This window comes from Paenibacillus vulneris (assembly GCF_039543185.1).
Classification (GTDB): domain Bacteria; phylum Bacillota; class Bacilli; order Paenibacillales; family NBRC-103111; genus Paenibacillus_S; species Paenibacillus_S vulneris.
The window spans coordinates 146035-166681 of sequence record NZ_BAABJG010000006.1 but is presented as its reverse complement, the minus strand read 5'-3'; the positions used below and the strand labels follow the sequence as shown (position 1 = coordinate 166681).

17 protein-coding genes are annotated in these 20647 nt (G+C 52.7%); 14 read left to right on the top strand and 3 right to left on the bottom strand.

Translation table 11 applies throughout. The features are described 5' to 3' along the window. Nucleotides 1–33: 33 nt before the first annotated feature. Nucleotides 34–516, bottom strand: coding sequence for a dihydrofolate reductase (locus tag ABEA66_RS06135; protein WP_345586909.1), 483 nt, complete (start codon nucleotides 514–516; stop codon nucleotides 34–36). 124 nt (nucleotides 517–640) lie between these two features. On the opposite strand from ABEA66_RS06135, the gene ABEA66_RS06130 reads away from it, so the two are divergent. Beyond that, nucleotides 641–2410 (top strand): glycoside hydrolase family 36 protein, encoded by a 1770-nt coding sequence (locus tag ABEA66_RS06130; RefSeq protein WP_345586908.1) that lies wholly within the window; start codon nucleotides 641–643, stop codon nucleotides 2408–2410. A gap of 56 nt (nucleotides 2411–2466) precedes the next feature. On the opposite strand, the gene ABEA66_RS06125 is transcribed toward ABEA66_RS06130, so the two are convergent. Continuing rightward, nucleotides 2467–3771 (bottom strand): ABC transporter substrate-binding protein, encoded by a 1305-nt coding sequence (locus ABEA66_RS06125; protein WP_345586907.1) that lies wholly within the window; start codon nucleotides 3769–3771, stop codon nucleotides 2467–2469. Between the two features lie 144 nt (nucleotides 3772–3915). Here ABEA66_RS06125 and ABEA66_RS06120 point away from each other — a divergent pair, with 144 nt between their 5' ends. Further along, entirely contained in the window at nucleotides 3916–4770 is an 855-nt protein-coding gene (locus ABEA66_RS06120) for an AraC family transcriptional regulator (protein ID WP_192701186.1), read from the top strand. A 75-nt stretch (nucleotides 4771–4845) separates the two neighbouring features. Continuing rightward, nucleotides 4846–6384 (top strand): FAD-dependent oxidoreductase, encoded by a 1539-nt coding sequence (locus ABEA66_RS06115; protein ID WP_345586906.1) that lies wholly within the window; start codon nucleotides 4846–4848, stop codon nucleotides 6382–6384. A 66-nt stretch (nucleotides 6385–6450) separates the two neighbouring features. On the opposite strand, the gene ABEA66_RS06110 is transcribed toward ABEA66_RS06115, so the two are convergent. Next, nucleotides 6451–8421, bottom strand: coding sequence for a beta-galactosidase trimerization domain-containing protein (locus ABEA66_RS06110; RefSeq protein ID WP_345587376.1), 1971 nt, complete (start codon nucleotides 8419–8421; stop codon nucleotides 6451–6453). Between the two features lie 219 nt (nucleotides 8422–8640). On the opposite strand from ABEA66_RS06110, the gene ABEA66_RS06105 reads away from it, so the two are divergent. From ABEA66_RS06105 to ABEA66_RS06055, 11 genes are all read left to right on the top strand, one after another. Continuing rightward, on the top strand, nucleotides 8641–9513 hold the full coding sequence (locus ABEA66_RS06105) for an AraC family transcriptional regulator (RefSeq protein WP_345586905.1): 873 nt from the start codon (nucleotides 8641–8643) through the stop codon (nucleotides 9511–9513). Nucleotides 9514–9710: 197 nt separating this feature from the next. Next, nucleotides 9711–10424: a FadR/GntR family transcriptional regulator gene (locus ABEA66_RS06100; RefSeq protein ID WP_079908329.1), complete on the top strand. Its 714-nt coding sequence runs from the start codon at nucleotides 9711–9713 to the stop codon at nucleotides 10422–10424. A 174-nt stretch (nucleotides 10425–10598) separates the two neighbouring features. Then, entirely contained in the window at nucleotides 10599–11699 is a 1101-nt protein-coding gene (locus ABEA66_RS06095; protein ID WP_179135831.1) for a GerAB/ArcD/ProY family transporter, read from the top strand. Continuing rightward, a complete protein-coding gene (locus ABEA66_RS06090) occupies nucleotides 11696–13132 on the top strand; it encodes a spore germination protein (protein ID WP_179135832.1) in 1437 nt (478 codons plus the stop codon). Before ABEA66_RS06095 ends, ABEA66_RS06090 begins: the two co-directional genes overlap by 4 nt. Continuing rightward, nucleotides 13129–14310 (top strand): Ger(x)C family spore germination protein, encoded by a 1182-nt coding sequence (locus ABEA66_RS06085; RefSeq protein ID WP_345586904.1) that lies wholly within the window; start codon nucleotides 13129–13131, stop codon nucleotides 14308–14310. Before ABEA66_RS06090 ends, ABEA66_RS06085 begins: the two co-directional genes overlap by 4 nt. A gap of 383 nt (nucleotides 14311–14693) precedes the next feature. Next, entirely contained in the window at nucleotides 14694–15437 is a 744-nt protein-coding gene (locus ABEA66_RS06080) for a (Fe-S)-binding protein (protein ID WP_079908333.1), read from the top strand. After that, on the top strand, nucleotides 15421–16923 hold the full coding sequence (locus ABEA66_RS06075; RefSeq protein ID WP_079908334.1) for a LutB/LldF family L-lactate oxidation iron-sulfur protein: 1503 nt from the start codon (nucleotides 15421–15423) through the stop codon (nucleotides 16921–16923). The genes ABEA66_RS06080 and ABEA66_RS06075 overlap by 17 nt, the downstream gene beginning before the upstream one ends. Then, a complete protein-coding gene (locus ABEA66_RS06070; protein WP_079908335.1) occupies nucleotides 16913–17689 on the top strand; it encodes a LutC/YkgG family protein in 777 nt (258 codons plus the stop codon). Before ABEA66_RS06075 ends, ABEA66_RS06070 begins: the two co-directional genes overlap by 11 nt. Nucleotides 17690–18065: 376 nt before the next feature. Then, on the top strand, nucleotides 18066–18824 hold the full coding sequence (locus ABEA66_RS06065; RefSeq protein WP_079908336.1) for an IclR family transcriptional regulator: 759 nt from the start codon (nucleotides 18066–18068) through the stop codon (nucleotides 18822–18824). 27 nt (nucleotides 18825–18851) lie between these two features. Continuing rightward, the gene (locus tag ABEA66_RS06060; RefSeq protein WP_079908337.1) at nucleotides 18852–19625 is read left to right on the top strand and encodes an SDR family NAD(P)-dependent oxidoreductase; all 774 of its coding nucleotides are present in this window, start codon (nucleotides 18852–18854) and stop codon (nucleotides 19623–19625) included. A gap of 60 nt (nucleotides 19626–19685) precedes the next feature. Beyond that, nucleotides 19686–20606, top strand: coding sequence for a fumarylacetoacetate hydrolase family protein (locus tag ABEA66_RS06055; RefSeq protein WP_345586903.1), 921 nt, complete (start codon nucleotides 19686–19688; stop codon nucleotides 20604–20606). The last annotated feature ends 41 nt before the right edge of the window (nucleotides 20607–20647 follow it).

Sequence of the window (20647 nt, the reverse complement as noted above, 5' to 3'; positions counted from 1 at the left end):
GAAGGCATGCGGGTATTGCTGCAGTGCAGGGGATTACACCGTTTTTTTCCTCACCAACGTATAATTGGTGTAAGGGATAGAGGCGTCCACATGCTGCTCATAGGTGACAATGAAATCATCGGGATCAAACGGCGGGAAATATATATTACCGGGGACCTCTTCATCAAGAACGGTCAGATAGATGGTATCGGCCAGCGGCATCGCTTCGGCGTAGATTTGCCCGCCGCCGGCGACGAACACCTCATCCTGATCCCGAACAAGACCGAGGGCATCCTGCAGGGAAGAGACCGTAGTGCAGCGGTCCAGCTCGATATGCTTTGATTTGGAAATGACAATGGTATTTCGTCCCGGCAAAGGCTTGCCAATGGATTCGTACGTTAACCGCCCCATAATCATCGTTTTCCCCATAGTCAGCTCTTTAAACCGTTTTTGCTCGCCGGGAATATGCCAAGGGATATCCGCGTCACGACCGATCACGCGGTTTTTGGCCATGGCTGCAATTAATGAAACTATCATAAGACCACCTCAGATTTTTACAGGAATATCATAAATAATAACATACAAATCCAGTGGAGCATGCGGTAAAATGAGAGCGGTATTCGAGTATGGGCGCATCGACTAAGAGGAGGGAGTTTATTTCATGCTGATTGTAAGCGTTATCAAAACAAGCGGCTCAAGCATCCGCTTATCGGATGGTACGGTGGCGGCAGAGACGGATGTGCGAATAGAACAGGAATGGCATGGAGACAGGCTGAAGGCCAGGGTGGTCAACACCTCGAATCAACCGTTTCGAATCCAGGAGGCGGTTCTGTTCGCCGGCGAGCTGGCGTTGAAGCCGGAGACACCTTTTTATGGAGAGGGCTTTATGATGCTGTGCCAATACGAAGGGACGCTGGCATCTCCCCAATTATTAGGAGCCTACGGGACGGATTGGGACTTTTTCCGGCTGCCAAGAACGCGGTATAACGAGCATTTGTGGACGGTGTACAATCTGATTCAGTTGTCGCCGGAGCATCAGGACCCTATCCTGCTGGCGTTTACTTCATGCAACCGTTTTGTAGGGGAGTTTCGCTTTAAGGACAATTATATGGAAATTGTGATGGATACCGAAGGGCTAGAATTGGAGCCGGGGCAATCCTGGGAGCTGGAGTCGTTTATCGCTATCAGCAGCCCGGACCCTCATACGCTGTATGAACGGCTCGCCGGAGACATTCAAAGCAATCATCCGCGGAAAACATATCCCGAAATCCCCAGCGGCTGGTGCTCTTATTACTGCTTACGGCCGATGAATGCTCTGGGCTTGTACGAGAATGCCCGCGGCATTGCCGAGCGGATCCCCGAGCTGAAGCGGATTCAAATCGACGGGGGATACGAGGCGCATAACGGGGACTGGCTCATTCCGAGGGCTTCCCTAGGCGCGGATATGAAAACGATCTGCGAAGGGATAAGAGCGGAAGGGGTGGAAGCGGCAGGCTATATTTCTCCATTTATTGTGAGCACGGAATCGAACCTGTTCAAGGAGCATCCGGACTGGCTCGTACGTGACGAGGAGGGGAATCCGTTTAACGAGATCGGGCGCAAGCGCGAATGGTATATGCTGGACGGAACCCACCCTGAAGTGCAGAACTATTTGCGGCATATTTCCAGGGTCATGCATGACGAGTGGGGAATACGTTACTTCAAGCTGGATTTCCTGGCTTACGGCTGCTTGCCGGGAGGAGTCCGTTATGATCCGAAGGCGACAAGGGTTGAAGCGTTCCGCCAGGGGATGAAGGCCATCGTTGACGAGGTGGGGCACGACAGCTTCATCTTGGGCTGCAATGCGCCGTTCTGGCCGATTCTCGGACTGATTCACGGCAATCGGGTGACAAATGATATTTTCAGAGACTGGAAGCATGTTTCGAACAACGCCCGGGAGCTGTTTTACCGCAATTGGCAGCATGATACGCTATGGTATAACGATCCTGACGTCATCGTTCTGGAGAGCCTGGATTTGACCGGCCGAAAAAATGGGGAGGTCGTCATTAAGAAATCGACACTGACCGAGCAGGAGTTTGAATTTCATAAGGCATTTATTGCGGCTTCCGGCGGCATGATTCTAAGCGGTGATTTGCTGTACCAGCTCTCGGAGTCCAATATCCGGGTATTGAAGAAGCTTATCGCCGATACCGGCAAAGCAGCTCGCTTCGATGACACGAGCTTTACCGTGGGCAGAATTCAGCAGGAGGATCATCTGACGCTGTGTCTTTTCAACTGGGAGGATGAAGGCCGGGAGATGCATGCTGCGCTTGAAGGCACCTACCGGGTAAGCGATTATTGGACGGATGAGGAGCTTGGCGAGTTCAGCGGGGAGATTCACATTCGCATGGAGCCTCATGCAGGCAGAGTGCTTGTGTGTAAGCCTGCTTAACGAAATAGAAAGGGCCTTCCGGCTATGCGGAGGGCCCCTTCTTCCGAGTAACGGTTTTATTTTTTCATATCGGCGATGGTTTTGGCGACACTCTCCTCTATCTCGCGGAATGCGGTGTTGATATCCTTCTTGCCCTGGGCCAGCGGAATGAGCGGAGCGCGGAATCCTTTTTCGGCTTCGGCGTCATATAACGTTTTGGGAGATATCGGGGCGAATTGGTTGAAGAATACCGATTTCAGGTTCTTATCTTTAGCATATCCCGCTTGGCCGAACACGCTCTGGACGTTTTTATCGGTCAAGACGGTCATAATGCCCTTCTTGGACAGCTCGGTCTGGAATTCCACCGATATCAAATATTTGATGACCTCCATGGCCTGCTCCTTATACTTGCTTGTGTTCGTAATGCTGAAATACGTAGGATAAGATTGCGATCCTACCCCGGGCAGCTCTTTAAAGGTCGGGTAGGAGACCATGTCCCAATTCAGATTGGACAAATCCTTTTGCACGAACAAGTAGGACTGGTAGCCATACATGGCAACCGTTTGATCCTTCCAGAACATCGTATCCGCCTCAGGCAGCAGGTTTCTGCTTTCGATGCTCGCCTGGAACCCTTCCAGCTGTGCAGGCCTTAAAATGGCCGATTCATAGATCGTTTTCCAGCGGGGATCGGTAATGGTGGCCTTTTCGGTCTTAGGGTCTACATAGGGAATGGAGAAGGAGTTCAGCCGGAAATAGTGAATGTTGGACATGCCGAAGCCAAGGTAGGCTTTGCCGTTATCGGTACGTGTAAGCTTCTTGTTCAGCTCGACCACGTCGTCCCATGTCATGCCGTCTTTAGGATACGGAACTCCAAAGCGATCGAAGATATCCTTGTTATAAAAGAGCGCCATATTATTATTGGATACGGGAAGGCCGTACATCCCGCCATTCGAAATCGCCTTCATGGCCTCTATGGTCGTCGGCTCAAAGCGGCTTAAGTCCACATTGTTTTTTTGGATAAGCGGGGTCATATCATACTCCAGCTTGTACTTTATCAATCCGCTGACGAACTGTCCGACCGATTCCCAGTAAATATCAATCGGCGCATTGGCGGCCATCAGCTCATCCAACGTTTGGCCTTTTGTCTTTTGCAGGTACGTAATTTTATATTGAGGAAATTTTTTGCGGATCGCGTTGCCGAACCGGTCGTCGAAGCTTTCTACCGTGTCCCCGCTATTGGAGTAAAATACAAGCTCCGCAGGCTGGCTCAAATCGACGGATGGTTCCGCCGGCTTGCCTGCCGGTTGATTATTGAAGCATCCCGCAAGCCAGCTGGTAAGGACCAGACAGCCTGCCATCATAATGTTAGCTTTTGCGCGCATAATCTCACCTCTACATGAGTATTTGAAAGGGTTTTCATTATTGTAAAGCAACCGGTAATAGTTTTCTTGCCAGTAAATTGCTCGAAACCGGCATTCTTCACTTATATTGCGAAAAACGGCCTTTGTGGAAAGGGGTATCCGGAAATGCAAGAGTACACATTGTTCCAGTACAACAATGCGCGCCGAACATTTCATTTCAGCCACCTGCTGCGCAAACATCCGTATGATCAGAAAAAAAGCCATGTTCATGAAAAGCACTATGAAATTTACTTTTTACTCTCCGGCGAGCGCAATTATTTCATTCAGGACCGTGTGCTGGCGGCGCAAAAAGGAGATTTGGTCATCATCAACAAAAATGAGCTGCATCATACCGCAGATCGCGGCAATCCCGGCCACGAAAGGCTTCTTATCAACTTTACGGAAGACTTTATCAATCATCCCATGGAAGATGAGCCTGCCGTCCTGCCTTTTCCGTGCGGTTCCGGGGTGATGAAGCTGAGCCGAGACGAGCAGGACGCCGTAAAAAGCCTGATGTTCAAAATGAAGCATGAATTAAAAAACGGCTCGACCGGCTATTCGATGTTCGTTAGGGCACTTCTCAGCGAGCTGCTGCTTATGATATGCCGTTGGGGAGACCACCATGAGCGCGAATCCGACCCGTCCAATCCGCTTCACGGCAAGATTACGCAAGCGGCCCGTTATATGAGGAAGCATTATATGGAGGACATCACGATTGCCAAGCTCTCCGAGCAGTTTTACATAAGCCCTTATTATCTTTGCCGCATGTTCAAAAGGTTGACCGGGGTCGGCGTCGTGGAATATATCCAGATGGCCCGGGTAAAGGAAGCGCAGCGGCTTCTGGCAGAGACAGACGAGAAAATTATTGCCATTGCGGAGACCGTAGGCTACAAGCAGGTAGGACATTTTAACCGGGTGTTTAAAAAATGTGCGCATATGACCCCGCTGCAATACCGCAAACAAATCCGTTCCCATCATTAGGCACATGAAAGGAATAGAATCTGCAGGTCCAGGACAACCTATGCAACAAAATTGGAAATAAGGAGCAAATGTACCATGACTTTGCATAAAGAGTCCTCCGTCGGCGGCCTGCCGCAATTCCCCGATTCTTACTGGCTTCGCTCCATGAATGTTCCCCGCTTCCCGGAGCTAACTGAAAATATGCAAGCGGATGTCGCAGTCATCGGAGGGGGAATAACCGGAATCACAACCGCTTATTTGCTGGCCAAGCGGGGCATGAAGGTCGTCGTCCTGAACGCAGGCCGTATTCTCCAAGGGACCACAGGCTCGACCACCGCCAAAGTGACGGCCCAGCATGATCTGATCTATGACGAGTTCATCTCTCACTTCGGGCTGGAGAAGGCTCGCCTGTATTATGAAGCCAACCAAGAGGCTATCACGTTTGTGAAGGATACCGTCGCCGAACTGAATATCGATTGCCAGTTCAGTGAAGAGGATGCTTACGTCTATACGAGCCAAGAGGATTACGTTCAGAAGATTGAGAATGAATACAAGGCTTATGAGAAGCTGGGGATTCCGGGAGAAATCGTCTCCTCCACCCCGCTTCCTTTTGCAACCAGGGCGGCCGTCATTATGAACCGTCAGGCCCGTTTCAATCCGGTTCCGTTTCTGGTCAAGCTGGCGGAGGAGATTATCCGGATGGGGGGACATCTATACGAGGAGACCACAGTGATCGAGTCGACCTTGGAGACGCCCGCGGTTGTGAAGACGAAGCAGGGACCCCAAGTCTCCTGTCATTATGTAGTCAGCGCCACTCATTTTCCGTACCAGGATATGAAGGGATTGTATTTTGCACGGCTCCACGCGGAGCGGTCTTACGTGCTTGCCGTACGCACCAAGAATCCGTACCCCGGAGGGATGTATCTCAGTGCGGAAAATCCGAAGCGTTCGCTAAGACCCCTGCTCATCGACGGCGAGCCTGCTGTTCTCATAGGCGGTGAAGGGCACAAGACCGGACAGGGACAGTGCACCTTCCAGTATTATGAGAATCTTCAGAGGTTCGGCCAGCAATCGTTCGGAATCCGGGAGATTTTGTACCGGTGGTCCGCCCAGGATATTTATACTTTGGATAAAATGCCCTACATCGGGCTGCAGTGGCCTGATGTTCCCAACCATCTGATAGCTACCGGCTTCCGAAAATGGGGGATGACGAACAGCATTGCGTCCGCGATACTGAACACGAAGCTCATTGCAGGCGAGAAGAGCCCTTATGAAGAAGTGTTCACTCCCCGTCGGTTTCATGCCGATCCGAGCCTGAAAACCTTCATATCTCAAAATGCTAACGTAGCGGTTAACCTGGCCGCGGGCAAGCTTGAGCTGGTACGAAGACATCCGGAGGAATTGGAGCCTGGGGAAGGGTCTGTCGTACAAGTGAACGGCAAAAGAGCCGGGGCTTACCGGGAAGCGAACGGGAAGCTGTATATCGTAGATACCACTTGCAAGCATATGGGGTGCGAGGTGGAATGGAATGATGCGGAGCGGACATGGGATTGTCCTTGCCACGGGTCGCGGTATTCCTTCCGGGGCGATGTGATTGAAGGACCGGCGAAGGAAGCCCTTCCCCGTCTGGATTAGCCACACAATACAAGCGTATAAAACAAGGTGCCTGCGCGGATAGCGGGCACCTTGTTGAATTTACGGCTAGCCTTCCAATACGACCATTTGGTGGCATTCCAGTCTCGGTACCGTATAGCTGACGGTATCGCCGTCTGTTTCGAAAGGCAGCTCTTCCATTTGCGGAGCGAGATAGACCCTGCGAATCGGCTTACCCAGCTTTAGCGAGACGGAGATATCATAGAGAGGGATCAGATCCTCGATCACCTCGACTCCCGAGCCGCGTTTTACCGGAGTCGCATAGAGCAGATGATTGACATAGCGCTGCTTGGCAGGCTGCTCCATCAGAGTGACGATTCCTTGCGCAGGAAGATCGGTACGCAGCGTTTTATCCGGCAGCAGCCGGTTTAAGGCGTACAGTACGCATTCCTTAAGGGCAAGGCTTCCTTTATCGGCGTAATCGGCGAATACGTTCCAGGCGAAATAGATGCCGTTCGCGCTCTCGACCATCCCCGGACCGTTATCCTGAAGGGCGCTCGGCGTATGCTGATGGGAGCAGAAGGTGAACACATCCCGGTTAAAGTAAGGATTCTCCCGATGCCCCAGTACGGTTCCGGTCGTCAGACGGACCTGCTGCCCCTCGGAGTAGAAGACGAAGGCGGCGTTGTGCAGGCTATTCAGCTCGAAGTGCGGCCGGAAGTAATCCGGCCGGTAAGGATTCACTTGTTCCCATTCAACTCCAAGATCGATGGCGAAGGAGTCACCGGTCTCATTCAAGCCTGAACGTCCCGTGGCGAGCACCTTGCCGCCCTGCGCGAAGAAGTCGTTCAATTTGGTTTGCAGAGCCGGGGGAATTGTAATTTGATCGGGCAGTATGACGACTTTGTATCGCGTAAAGTCATGCTCCAAATCGATGACGTCGAACAAAAGCTTCCCTTCGAGAAGCATTCGCACCGCGCCTGCATCCGAGGTTCCCGTACGGTCGCCGCGCTTTTCTTCCTTTTGCGAGGCGGCGGCCTCATAGGAGAGCAAAGCCACGTCGGCTACACTTGCCGTGCCGGTGCACCATGCTTCCTTGCTCTCCACCTCTCGGTAGGCGGCACCGATCAGCTCATAGGTGGCCGGGTCCATGAAGCCCTCCGGATGGAGCTGATCTCCGATCGAGCAGCGCGCTCCGTTCGCTATGCTCAGGGCAGTCTCATACCGAAGCGCATTCGGGTGCTTGTAGCCGCCGAATTCCCCCCAGGTCGTATGAAACTTGCCTGTCATGCCAAGGTAATCCATACCGAGTCCCTGCGCGTACCTGGCGGAGAGCGGGAAGTGATCGTAGCCCCAGCCTCCGGTCGGCAGAGACTCCAGCTCCAGATGCGAGTTCATCCCGGCCAGATCCCGTCTTCCCCGCCGAATATGCCCTCCATTGTGAAAGACGGGCAGACCGGGCTTGATGCTGTCTATCGCTTCGCGAATCCGGGCGGTATAGCTGGCGTAGATCCGTTCCCCAAGTGCGAGGACAGCGTCCTTGTCACGGGGATCCTGGCCCTCGCTGCGAAGCGTGCGGAGGCAGGAGTGGCAGTAGCATTGGCGCACCCCTACAATGTCCAGGAAGATGCCGTCGGCGTCATAGGTGCGAACGACTTCCTCCACCTGACGCACCAGAATGTCCAGGTAGGGCGTATTAAAGCAAAGCTGATGGTAGCCCGGCTTCATAAAGCCATCTACCCAATTCGTGTTATCGTTAATGTCGCGGATCAGCCATTCGGGATGGCGGCGCGCCAGCTTCTCGTCCAGTCCTGCAGAGAGGTAGACCGGCGTTTTGACGTTGATCTCATGAGCCGCTTCAATCATGGCGCCGAGCAGGTCAAAGTCAAGTCCGGGGTGGATTTCATTCGCCTCCGACGGATGATAGGCCCAGCCGTGATGGCATTTGGAGAACACCGTGATCGAATCGACCCGGCCCCTTTGGAGCATCTCCTGAAATTGCTGCTTGGAAAATTGCCTGCCGATATGGGGTATGGCTTCCGAAGTGTGAAAATCCAGATGAACCTGGCGAAAACGCATGGACACTGCACGCTCCTTTGAGATAAGTAGTAGGTTGTATGAGATAACCTGATAGCGATTACATGTCTTCACTATATAGGATAGAGCCGTCGCGGATATAGGTAGGTGCACGACCATTTATAGCATATTTTCGACCGAATCTGCGGATTGAATTTGGCGGCCCGGTGCACTACACTAAGAGCAAGAAGGACGTGAAGGCTTGCTGCCGGGAGGAAACCGATGGATATCTTACAGCTGCCCATACCTCCGCTGCCCCAGTTTTTAACGGCGGGATTTTCAATATGGAAGAAAGGCATGCAGCACTTCGAGCGGTCGTTTGAGGTGTATGACCTCATCATCGTTTGCAGCGGAACCTTGTATATGACCGAGGACGGGGTTCCCTACGACATTGAGGCCGGCCAAATGCTGCTGCTTGAGCCCGGAAGGACGCATTTCGGACATCGTCCCTGCACGGAGGAGACGGAGCTGTACTGGCTTCACTTCCGCCACCAACGGGCCGTGGCGCAGCTTCCGGAGAAGCATATCCCTTGGTCGACACTCGTCCGCAGGGGGACGGACAGCGATCTGACGCCGGCGGAGCAATACTTGTTCTTGCCTAAATACGGGCCGGTGGACCGAAAGCCGCTGATCCCCGTCCTGAATGAGATGCTCCGGCTGCGGGAAAGTCTGACGCAGGAGCATGCCGTAGACCTGCAGGTCGTATTAGGGAGGCTGCTCTCGGTAATCCAGGCGGGGGTTCGCGAGCAGCGCAGGTCGACCCGGTCCTATCTCATCTCGGAACAGGTCAAGGCTTATCTGGAGGAACGCGTCACGGAGCCTTTTCAGGCCGCCCGCATGGCGGAGGAGCTTCATTTTAACTTTGATTATGCGGCACGCTGCTTAAAAAGGCATACCGGGCTTAGCCCTCTGCAATACCACCACGCGCTTAGAATGGAGGCGGCCAAACGGCTCCTGACCGGAAGCGTGCTGCCAGTTCCCGAGGTCGCCGCTCAGGTCGGCTTCAGCGACTATAATTATTTCATCAGGCTGTTCCGCAAGTCGGTGGGCATGACGCCGGGGCTGTATCGTCAATCAGCCAAGGGCTTTATCTAATGGCTTGGCTTCATCCAATAGCACAATTACGGTCGGCAAGGGGGAGCGGGCCTGTTAGCGCAGGATTAGGATAGAAAACGGCTTAAAACTGGCCTCGATAGAGTAAGATTTAGGGATCAATTGGCATTATGCATCGGGATGGGTATAATAAACGTGGGATATGGAACGGAAACTTTCGTTAATAGGGGGCGGCCGATTTGGAAATTCAAAAAATATCGTCGCGTAAAATATATGAAGTCATAGCGGATCAAATCAAGGAGCAGATTGTCAGCGGAGCCTTGACGCCGGGACAAAAGCTTCCGTCGGCCAAAGAGCTGTCCGAGCGCTTTCAGGTCGGAAGATCTACCGTGAGGGAAGCGCTCAGCGCGTTGAAGGCGATGGGGCTTGTCGAAATCCATCAGGGCGAGGGCAGCTATGTACGAAGCATTGAAGCGCAGGATGTCGATCTTCCGGTATTCGATTCGCTGCTCATGAGCCGTGAGACGGTGATCGAATTAATCGAGGCGAGGAAGGCGCTCGAAATTTCCAATGCAGCCTTAGCTGCGGAGAAGCGGACGGACGAGGATATCGCCAAATTTGAGGCAGTGCTGCGCAATATGGAAGATTTCCTGGGCAATGAAGAGGAAGGGGAACGTTCCGATATGCTGTTCCATCTGACTTTGGCGCAGGCGACACATAATTCCATTATGGAACGTATGATCGACTCCATCTCGACTCAAATGCAGACGGCTATCCGGGAAACCAGAAGACTGCAAATGTATTCCAGCAAAACCGTCTCTAAGCAGCTGCTGAAGGAGCATAAAGCGATCTATCAGGCTATTCTTAACCGGGATCCGGCTGGAGCTCAGGAAGCGATGCGGCATCATCTATTTCATGTCGAGCAGGTGCTGTTGAAATTTTTGAAGAAATAGGGTTGGACACGGGGTTTCTACCTTTAAGGGAAGGCTTTTCTTGCCGCTATACTGCGGGCAGGGGAAGCTTTTTTTCATTTCCAAATGACAGGAATAGAAAGTACCAACGGAGGAATAATACGGCTAACTTGTCCTTATTTTCAAAACAATATGGAAGCTGTTGGTGGTTCGAATATGGATGCTAACCAGAAAGTGCTGAATCTGCACCAGCTAGTTACCCTTTTTATGCTTTCCTCCGGACTTATGGATCACGTCATTGTGATACCGTTTCTGCTCGGAATCGGAGGACGAAGCGCATGGATCTCCGTTCTCATTGCAGGCCTGCTTATAACCTGCTTGCTTCCTCTGCTTGTCTATGTGATGAAAAGCACAAGCATGGCTCCGATCTTTTCATGGGTGAAGCAGAGATACGGAGCGTTTCTTTCCTTGCTTTTGCGCGTTCCCGTTCTGGTATACGTCTTCGTGCTCGGGACCGTAACTATCGTAGATACAGTTGGTTGGGTGAAAAGTATGTTTCTTCCCGACACCCCTGCCTGGTTTATTACCCTTCTCTTGATGGGCGCTTGCATCTGGGCGGCTTATTCCGGCATACAGACGATTGCGAGATGCGGTATTTTTCTGCTGCCCCTTGTAGTCTTATTTGGCTTTTTTGTAGCTACGGCGAATATTCCGCGCAAGCATTACGTTTATTTGCTTCCTCTATTGGAAAATGGATGGAATCCCGTGCTGAAATGCATTTTTGTCGTAGGCGGAGGGATGGTGGAAATCGCGCTGGTGCTTTTGCTGCAGCATCATATGAAGGAAAAAGTGAAATTTCGCCATCTGCTGTTCACACTATGGGCACTTGTTGGATTAACGATAGGGCCTCTGATGGGGGCGATTGCGGAATTCGGACCGGATGAGGCGGCCAAGCTGAGGTTCCCGGCCTATGAGGAGTGGCGGCTGGTACGGATCGGTCATTATGTGGAGCATGTCGACTTTTTATCGATTTTCCAATGGCTCTCCGGCGCCTTTGTCCGGTTGTCGATGTCGATCCTTCTCGTTAAGGAGACGCTGATCGGCCATACGGCAAAAAAAACAGCCTCCCTCGTTACGGTTGTCATCATTGCGGCTCTTATGACCGTATTTGTGCTGCTGCCGCATTCAGATAAGGAGTTCGTAAGGCTGTTGAATCAATGGTACTTTATCGGAGCGATCACGATCATCTTGTTCGTCAGTATGGGTGTTGCGCTGCTTGCATGGATGAAAAGGACGGAAAGGAGCGGGTCTACGTGACGGAAGGGAATGTGCTGGGTAGACTGAGCCTCGCGTTTCGCGACTGCGAAGATATATGCACCGAGAGGCTGGGCTTATCGGAACAGAAGGCGGTTTTGCTTTATCAGCCGAATCTCGTGGATACGACCCGTTTACGTGAATATTTCATTCCGGAGCTGACTCGCTCTTTGTCTGGCGAAGGCAGGGAGCTAGACAAGCTGATGAACGAAAACGGCGCAGCGCTGCTTCAGGAAGCTCAAATGAAGCTTGCGGACTATGCTTCGCTTATTTTCAGCGGCCAGCTGTTCTTGTATTTGGAACGCAGGGGGGAGCTGTACAGCGTGAACCTGGCTAGTGTCCCCCGGAGGGATCCGGAGGAATCTGCTCTCGAGCCCTCCATACGCGGAGCGCGGGACGGGTTTGTCGAGGAGCTGGACACGAATATCGCTTTAATCCGGAAGCGGCTTGCCACCACCGATTTAAGCGTAAAATATTACTATTCCCACGGCACGACCCGCACGCGCGTGGCGTTGCTTTATTTTAAGGGCCGCGTGCCGGAGATTTCCCTTTCTATCATTCAACAGCGTCTGGAGAATCTGGCAAAAACGGTTCTTGTCGGGGGGAATGCCAGGTTAGAGGATACGATCACAGGCAATCGGTATACCGTCCTTCCGTTAACTAATTTCACAGGGAAGCCGGATTATGCGGCCGAACGGCTGATGCGGGGCAAATTTCTCGTATTTATGGAAGGCACGCCTACGGCTATGATAGCGCCGGTCTCCCTGACGGAGCTGTTTATCAGCCCGGAGGATTCTTACTTTAATTATCATGTGGCTATCGCCAATCGGATGCTGCGGATCATCGCCGCTTTTATCGCCGTCTTTTCCCCTGGGGTCTTTATCTCATTGCTGATGTACAACCAGGATCAAATTCCGTTCCAGCTGCTTGCTACCATAGGAATTTCGCGTCTGGGGCTGCCTATTTCCGCTTTTGTTGAAATGCTGCTCAGCCTGTTCCTGCTCGACTTGCTCAGGGAGGCGGGAGCCCGCCTGCCAAGAGCGACCGGCTCGACGATTACGGTCGTAGGCGGGATTATTATCGGGGATGCGGCTTTGAGGGCAGGCATATTGTCTCCGAGTATGACGTTTCTCGCTGCGGTGGCTATCGTGTCCGGGTCCACCCTCGTGAACTTGAATTTGCAGAGCACGACGAGGATCATGCGGCTGTTCGTCCTGATTTTGTCTGCGCTATGCGGTATTTACGGCACCATCATCGCCTTGTTCTATATGCTGGTATACGCCATTAATACGCAATCGTTCGGTGTGCCTTATTTCAGCTATGAAAAATACGGAAGAAAAGAAAGCCTGCTGAAATTCATCCGCTTACCGTTCCGGAAAAACAGCTTGGACATCGTCGGCGAAACCTCCGGCTCGAAAGGGGAGGAAGGCTCTTGAAGCGCACTGGCTTCAAACGGCTCCGTCAATGCTTGCTGATCTCCGTCACCTTTCTCCTGCTCACAGGATGCTGGGATGCGGAAGAGGTGCAGAGGTTGAATTATATCGTAGGGCTGGGCGTCGATTATGAGGACGATAAATTTGTCGTGTATGGACAAATGATCAACTTCTCTTCCATTGCGAAGCAGGAGCAGCAGAACGATTCGGTTCGAAACTGGGTTGGGAGGGGGAAGGGAGAAACCGTACTTGCCGCCATAAGCGATCTGATCGCGTCAGGCCAGGGAACGATGTTTCTCGGGCATGTCAATTACCTGATACTGACGGAAAACGTGCTGAAGGAGCAAATGCTGAAGAAGGTATTCGATTTCACCAACCGCAATAAGGAGACCAGGTATACCAAATGGTTTTACGGCACCAAGGAGAAAATGTACGATCTTCTCTCCGCCAAGTCGTTTTTTGACCGAAGCACGCTCGACAGCATACTGGGCAATCCCGAACAAAACTATGCGCAGCTGTCGAACTTAAAGCCTTATTACGTTAATGAAATCGTAGCCGGCATGCTGGAGCCTTCCTCGACGGTCATCATACCTTCCGTGGAGTTAACCGAGAAAACGTGGATGGAACAAAATAAGCCGATGGGCATCCTGAAAAAGTCAGGAGGGTTTATTTTTAACGGAACCCGGTACGTGGGTTGGATGAAAATGAGCGACATTATGCTCGGCCGCTGGATGCAGTCAGCTTATGAAGCGTCCCCGCTGACGGTCCAGTCGGAACAGCATACGACTATTGCTACACTGGAGGTAAAGGATGCGACCCATAAGATCGAGATTCTCGATCGAGGCAAAGGCATCCCTCGTTTCAAGGCGAAGCTGAAGGTCAAAGGAACACTGATGGAGCTTGCGGAGGAGAAGCCGTTGGAGGAAATCCAGCGTCTGGCCGAACAGACAATTCGCAGGGAGCTGATGGAATATTACAAAAAAGGGCTCGCCCTGCATGCGGATGTGATGCATCTTGGCCAACTGTATTATAAGCGTCACCCGGACAAGTGGCGGTCGATTCAGGTGGACGGCCAATTTCCTTTGAATGAGAATACGCTGGAGGAAGTGGAGGTTCATCTGATTATCAATCATGCGCAAAAATATAAGTCTCCTCAGGTTAGCGGTTCTTACAAAGACTAGAGAACCGTCGGCATTTGGCTGGTAAAATACGCTGATAAGTACGGTGCAGTATAAGCTGCCGATCCCCGGATAAGGGAGCCGAAGGAAAGCAAGGCTTTGCGGGGAAGGCGGCTTTTTTTGACATGATTTATAAAAGGGCTTTGCGCAGCATAGCCTGCTTTGGAAGCCTGGTTGGAGGGGGATGCTCCACCGGAGGGGGTTGGTTGATCCTTCCAGCTTTGTAGTTTTCATCAGACCCGCCCCCTTGTTGGGTTATGTTGAGGACGGTATGAATGATGAACCGGTGGCTGTACTATAAATAAGGCTTTTCAAAATCGAACTTATCTGATAACCTGATAACATAAGAGTGAAACTACAAATTATAGCTAAAGGAAGGGTACCCCATGCGTGTCTCTTTATTCATTACTTGCCTGGCGGATCAGTTGTATCCGGAGGTTGGAGAAAGCGTTGTCCGTTTGCTGCACCGTTACGGCTGTGAGGTGGACTTCCCGCAAGCTCAAGTGTGCTGCGGACAGCCTGCCTTCAACAGCGGCTATCAGGATGAAGCGCGGGAAGTGGCTCGCGGCTTGATCCGGGCCTTCGAGCACAGCGATTATGTTGTATCCCCGTCCGGCTCCTGTACCGGGATGGTTCATCACTACTATCCGCAGCTGTTCGAGAATGAGCCCGAATGGAAGAAGAAAGCGGAAGATTTGATCGGTAAAATGTACGAGTTTTCGCAGTTCCTTGTGAACGTGCTCGGCGTGACCGATTTGGGAGCCGTATTCAACGAGAAGGTCACATACCATGCCTCCTGTCATGCGACGCGATTCCTGGGCGTGAAGGAAGAGCCGGGCAAGCTGATGGCGGAAGTGAAGGGCCTAGAGCTGATCGAGCTTCCGAGAAAAGAAGACTGCTGCGGCTTCGGCGGTACCTTTGCCGTGAAGATGGCGGATATGTCGGAGGCGATGGTTTGTGAAAAAGCGGGCCATGTGTGCTCTACAGGGGCCAGTGTGCTGGTCGGTTCGGATATGGGCTGTCTGATGAATATCGGAGGCCGTTTGAATAAAGACAACAAGCCGATTCGCGTAATGCATATTGCGCAGCTGCTGGAGGAAGGAGTGAAGAACGGTGAGTCAGGTCGATGAGAAGCAGTTGATCGGGACGGGATTGAAAAAGAGAACAGAGGAAGCGCTTGCCGACGAATTCCTCCGCAAAGCGGTTGCATTCACTACCGATAAGCTGAAGACCGCCAAGCTGAAGGCGATGGACGACTTCGGACATTGGGAGGAGTGGCGCGAACGCGGCAAGCAGATCCGGAAGCATGTCGTGGAGAACCTGGATTATTATTTAACCCAGTTCACGGACAATGTCACCAAAGCGGGCGGACATGTCTATTTCTGCCAGACGGCGGATGAAGCGGTCAAGGTGTTCATGAAGCTTGCCGAGGAGCGCAAGGCGAAGCTGGTTGCCAAAGGGAAATCGATGGTATCGGAAGAGATCCATCTGAATCATCATCTGGAGGAGCGCGGCATTGAGGCGATCGAGACCGACTTGGGCGAGTATATTCTGCAGCTGGCCAAGGAAACGCCTTCCCATTTGATCATCCCTGCGATTCATAAGAACAAGCAGCAGATCGCCGACTTGTTTAACGATGAGTCCGGTGAGCAGTTCCCGCCGGAAACGAAGGTGCTTGCGAACTATGCCAGGCAGCGGCTTCGCAACTACTTCCTTGAGGCGGATATCGGCTTGACGGGCTGTAACTTCGGCGTTGCCGAGTCCGGCTCGATCACGCTCGTCTCCAATGAAGGGAACGGGCGGATGGTCAGCACGATTCCTAAATCCCATGTCGTCATTATGGGGATGGAGCGTTTGGTTCCGACCTATGACGACCTGGAGGTCGTCCTGAACCTGCTCGCGCGCAGCGCAACGGGCCAGAAGCTGACGACGTATACGTCGATGATTACCGGCCCGCGCCGCGAAGGGGAGCTCGACGGACCGGAGGAGCTCCATCTCATCGTCCTGGACAACGGACGCTCGGCGCAGCTCGGCGATCCGGTGTTCCAGGAGGTGCTGCACTGCATCCGCTGTGCAGCCTGTTTGAACGCGTGCCCCGTGTACCGTCATGTGGGCGGACACACCTACGGCAGCGTATACAGCGGCCCTATCGGGGCCGTATTGACGCCGCTGCTGCAGCAGGACATGAAGGAAGCGGGCCAGCTGGCCTACGCTTCCAGTTTGTGCGGGGCATGCTATGAGGCATGCCCGGTCAAGATCCCGCTGCACGATATGCTCGTGCAGCTGCGCGCCCGCAAGGTCAAGATGGGGCTGACCCCGCTTGCCGAGCGCGCCGCGTTCAAGTCGTTCCAGACGGCGTTCGGGAACGTGACCTTGTACAAAATGGCGACCAAATCCGCCTATTATCTGCAGAAGCCGTTCATCAGCAAAGGCTTCATCAAGAAAGGCCCGGGACCGATGTCCGGCTGGACACAGTCGCGTTTCTTCCCGATGAAGCCGAAGCAGTCGTTCCGCGACCGGTGGGAGGCGCTGCAGCAGGAGCTGAAGAATGCTCCGGTCGTCGCGGAAGCTCCTAAAGCTCCGGTGAATAAGGGAGGTAAGCCTCATGAGCATTAAGCCAGGACAAATGCACGGGCGGGATGCCTTCATCGCGAATATTTCGTCGCGATTAGGACGCAAAGCGCCGCCAAGTACTCCTCCAGAGCGGCCGTTCCGCGGCGCTCCGGAGTTCTATAAGGAGATCGAACGTACGACCGATGAGAAGATTGAGCTTTTCATTCAGAACTGGACGGCCTTAACCGGCAAGGTGCTGGTTGTCGAGGAAGCGGAGGCCAAGACCGCCATAGGCGCATGGCTTAAGGAAATTGCGGCCGAGCTCAACGTTACGCATGTTTCCCGCTGGGAGCATGAGGGCCTGATCGCGCTCGGTCTGGATGAAGCTTTGGCGGAAGCCGGAGTAACCGTCGTTCCTTGGAAGGAGATCGAGTCTGCCGGGAACGAATCTGCCAGCGAGGCAGAAGGCAGCTCCAACTGGGCGAAGCGCAGCGAGCTGCTGAAGCGTACGGAGCGCTGCCAGCTCGGCATGATATGGCCTGATTATGCCATTGCCAATACTAGCACGCTGGCACTGCAGTGCTCGCCGCAGCGGGGCCGCTCTGTCAGCCTGCTGACGGATATCCTGTTCGCGGTATTCCGCGCGGATCAGCTGGTTACCCGTATGGGCGAAGCGTTCAGCGGCATTACGGCAGGCAAAGCTAATGGCAGCGACTATGCTTCCTCGCTGAATTTGATTACAGGGCCGAGCCGAAGCGCCGACATCGAGAACGACCTTACGATCGGGATTCACGGACCCGGCAAGGTATACGCGGTCATTATCAAGTAAAAATACTCGTCATCTCGTCAGGGGATGAGCTATCGAAGGATTGAGCAGTGCTAGGGGCTGCTCAATCCTTTTTTTCATTTTTCGGGATCTTCTCCAAAGTGGTTTCTCATCAACTTGAAGCCGCTCTTCTCCAGGCTGTTTCTAACACCAGTTTGCTCCAGTGAACCCGAAGCCTCAACATAAGCTCCTATAGGCTTGGAGCGGGTTTTCGCTTGTTATGGAGGGGGCAAAAATCCGTTGACATATCGTACTCCCCGTTGTACGATGAAATTGTCAATTATACAAAACCTTGGTTTTGTATACTAAACCAAATGAAACAAGCACTATTTTGAAAAAGCAGTAGTCGCTTGTGAAGTGTAAGCTTGCAGGAGGACGCATGGAAAAGAAATATTGGGTACCTGCTCTAGAGAAAGCCGATGTTGTCCTTCAGGCGATATCCCTACAGCCTTCCAAGCTGAAGCTGATCGATTTGTCCAGACAGCTTGGCATTAATAAAAGCTCCATGTTCTCGCTGCTGAATACGATGGAGGCGCTGGAATGGGTTGTCCGCGAGCCGGAAGCGACCTATTCGCTGGGCTCTAAGCTAGGCTTTATCGGAAACATTTATTTTAAACAATTCAGCCTGATCGACCGGTTCCGCAAGGAGGCATCGGTTACCAAACATACGATTCAGGAAACGATCCAGCTCGCAAGGCTGGAGCAGAGCGACGTGCTGTATCTGGCCAAGGAGGAAATGCCGTCTCCCGTGAGACTGGCTTCCGAGCCGGGAATGAAGCTGCCTGCGCATGCTACGGCATTGGGCAAGGTTATGCTTGCCCATCTGGAGCCTGCCGCCGTCGAGACGCTGTATCCCGCAGAGGAGCTGCAGCAAGGGTTGACTCCGCATACGATCAAATCGCGGTCCGATCTGCTGAAGCAGCTGGAGCAAATCAGGGGAGAAGGCTACGCCAGCGATCTTCAGGAAGCCGTCATGGGCTTTTGCTGTGTCGCCGCGCCGGTGCGCGATGCTCAGGGGAGTGTCATTGCGGCTATAAGCTGCTCCATGTTCCAGCATGAATGGGAGCAGAAGCGGGAGCTGGCAAGGCGGGAAATTTGCGCTTTGGCTGACCGGCTGTCGCAGGGGACATGCAATTAACCAAACATTTGGAAGGATGTGCCGAAGATGAGATTGGAAAACAAAATTACGCTGATCACCGGTTCCGGGTCGGGTATCGGCCAAAGCTCCGCGCTCTTGTTTGCAAAAGAAGGGGCTACCGTTATCGTGAACGATCTGGTGGAGGAAAAAGGCCTGGAGACCGTCGACATGATCACGAAGGCCGGCGGCAAGGCGGTGTTCATTCAAGCGGACGTAACGAATCCGGAGTCTGTAAAGGCCATGGTCGATCAAGCTATCGCTCAGTTTGGGCGGATCGACGTATTGTTTAACAACGCGGGCGTCAGCGGCGTAGGGGCGATCCATGAGGTGGAGCCGGAAGCGTGGGACCGCGTCATCAACATCAACATTCGCGGTGTATTCCTGCCTTGTAAATATGTGCTCCCTCACATGATGGAGGCGCGCAGCGGGTCTATTATTAACATGTCTTCTTGCATCGCCGAAATCGGTCTGGCCCGCCGTGCTTCGTATTCGGCTACCAAGGGCGCGGTGCTTGCTTTAACGAAATCCATGCAAGTGGACTACGCTCCGTACCAAATCCGCTGCAACGCGCTGCTTCCGGGCACGATTCTGACTCCTTTCGTCGAGGATTACTTGAAAAAATCGTACGACAACGAAGAAGAAGCCTACGCGTCCCTCAAAACTCGTCAATTAAGCGGCGACCTGGGCAGACCGGAGGATGTAGCCAAGGCGGCCCTGTTCCTTGCTTCCGACGAATCCAAATTCATGATGGGCTCACCGCTCTATATTGACGGCGGCGTTGTTTTCGGCAAAAACGCTTAAATTTTAAAAATATAAGAATATCTGCACTCATAACCATATTATTTTTTGGAGGTATATCTGATGAAGCTTCTTACTTTTATCGAAAATGGCCAGCAAAAGCTTGGCGTCAAAACGGAGCAAGGAGTCGTACATATTTCCGCTGCTCTGCAGGCGGTTCCGGCGGCCCCTGGTCAATCCGTACCGCAAAACGTGCATGGAGTCATTAACGGGGGAGCGCCTGCAGTTGCTTCCTTGCAAGCTTATGTCGATCAAGCGTTGTCCGCTGCTGCGGGCGGCACTGCCGGATATATTTTGAATGAATCTGATCTGAAGCTGGGTCCTTGCGTTACGCATCCTAACAAAATCATCTGCGTCGGGTTGAACTACCGCAAGCATGCGGAAGAGACGAACGCACCGATTCCGCAATATCCGATCCTGTTCAATAAATTCAACAACACCTTGACCGGCCATGGCGCCGATGTGCCTCTTCCGGTGAAAGTAACCGACCAAGTGGATTACGAGGCGGAGCTTGTGATCGTTATCGGTAAGGAAGCCAAATATGTATCCAAGGAAAACGCACTGGACCATGTATTCGGTTATTGCAACGTGAACGATTTATCCGCACGCGACTTGCAAATGCGCACACAACAATGGCTGCTCGGCAAAAGCTGTGACGGCTTCAGCCCGTTGGGACCATACCTCGTAACGGCAGACGAAGTGGGCAATCCGAACGACTTGTCCATTCGCTGCATCGTGAACGGCGAAGTGCGTCAAAACTCGAACACTTCCGATATGATCTTCTACTGTGACGAGATCGTAAGCTACATCTCCCAACATATGACTCTGGTTCCAGGCGACATTATTTTGACAGGAACCCCGGAAGGCGTTGTGCTTGGATTACCTGAGGACAAACGCGTTTACTTAAAAGACGGCGATGTAGTTACGATCGAGATCGAAAAGCTGGGCTCGTTGACGAACAAAATGGTAGCCGAGAGAGTTTAATAGAGTTATAGGTGATGCTTTCCTAGAAAGCTCAGCTAATG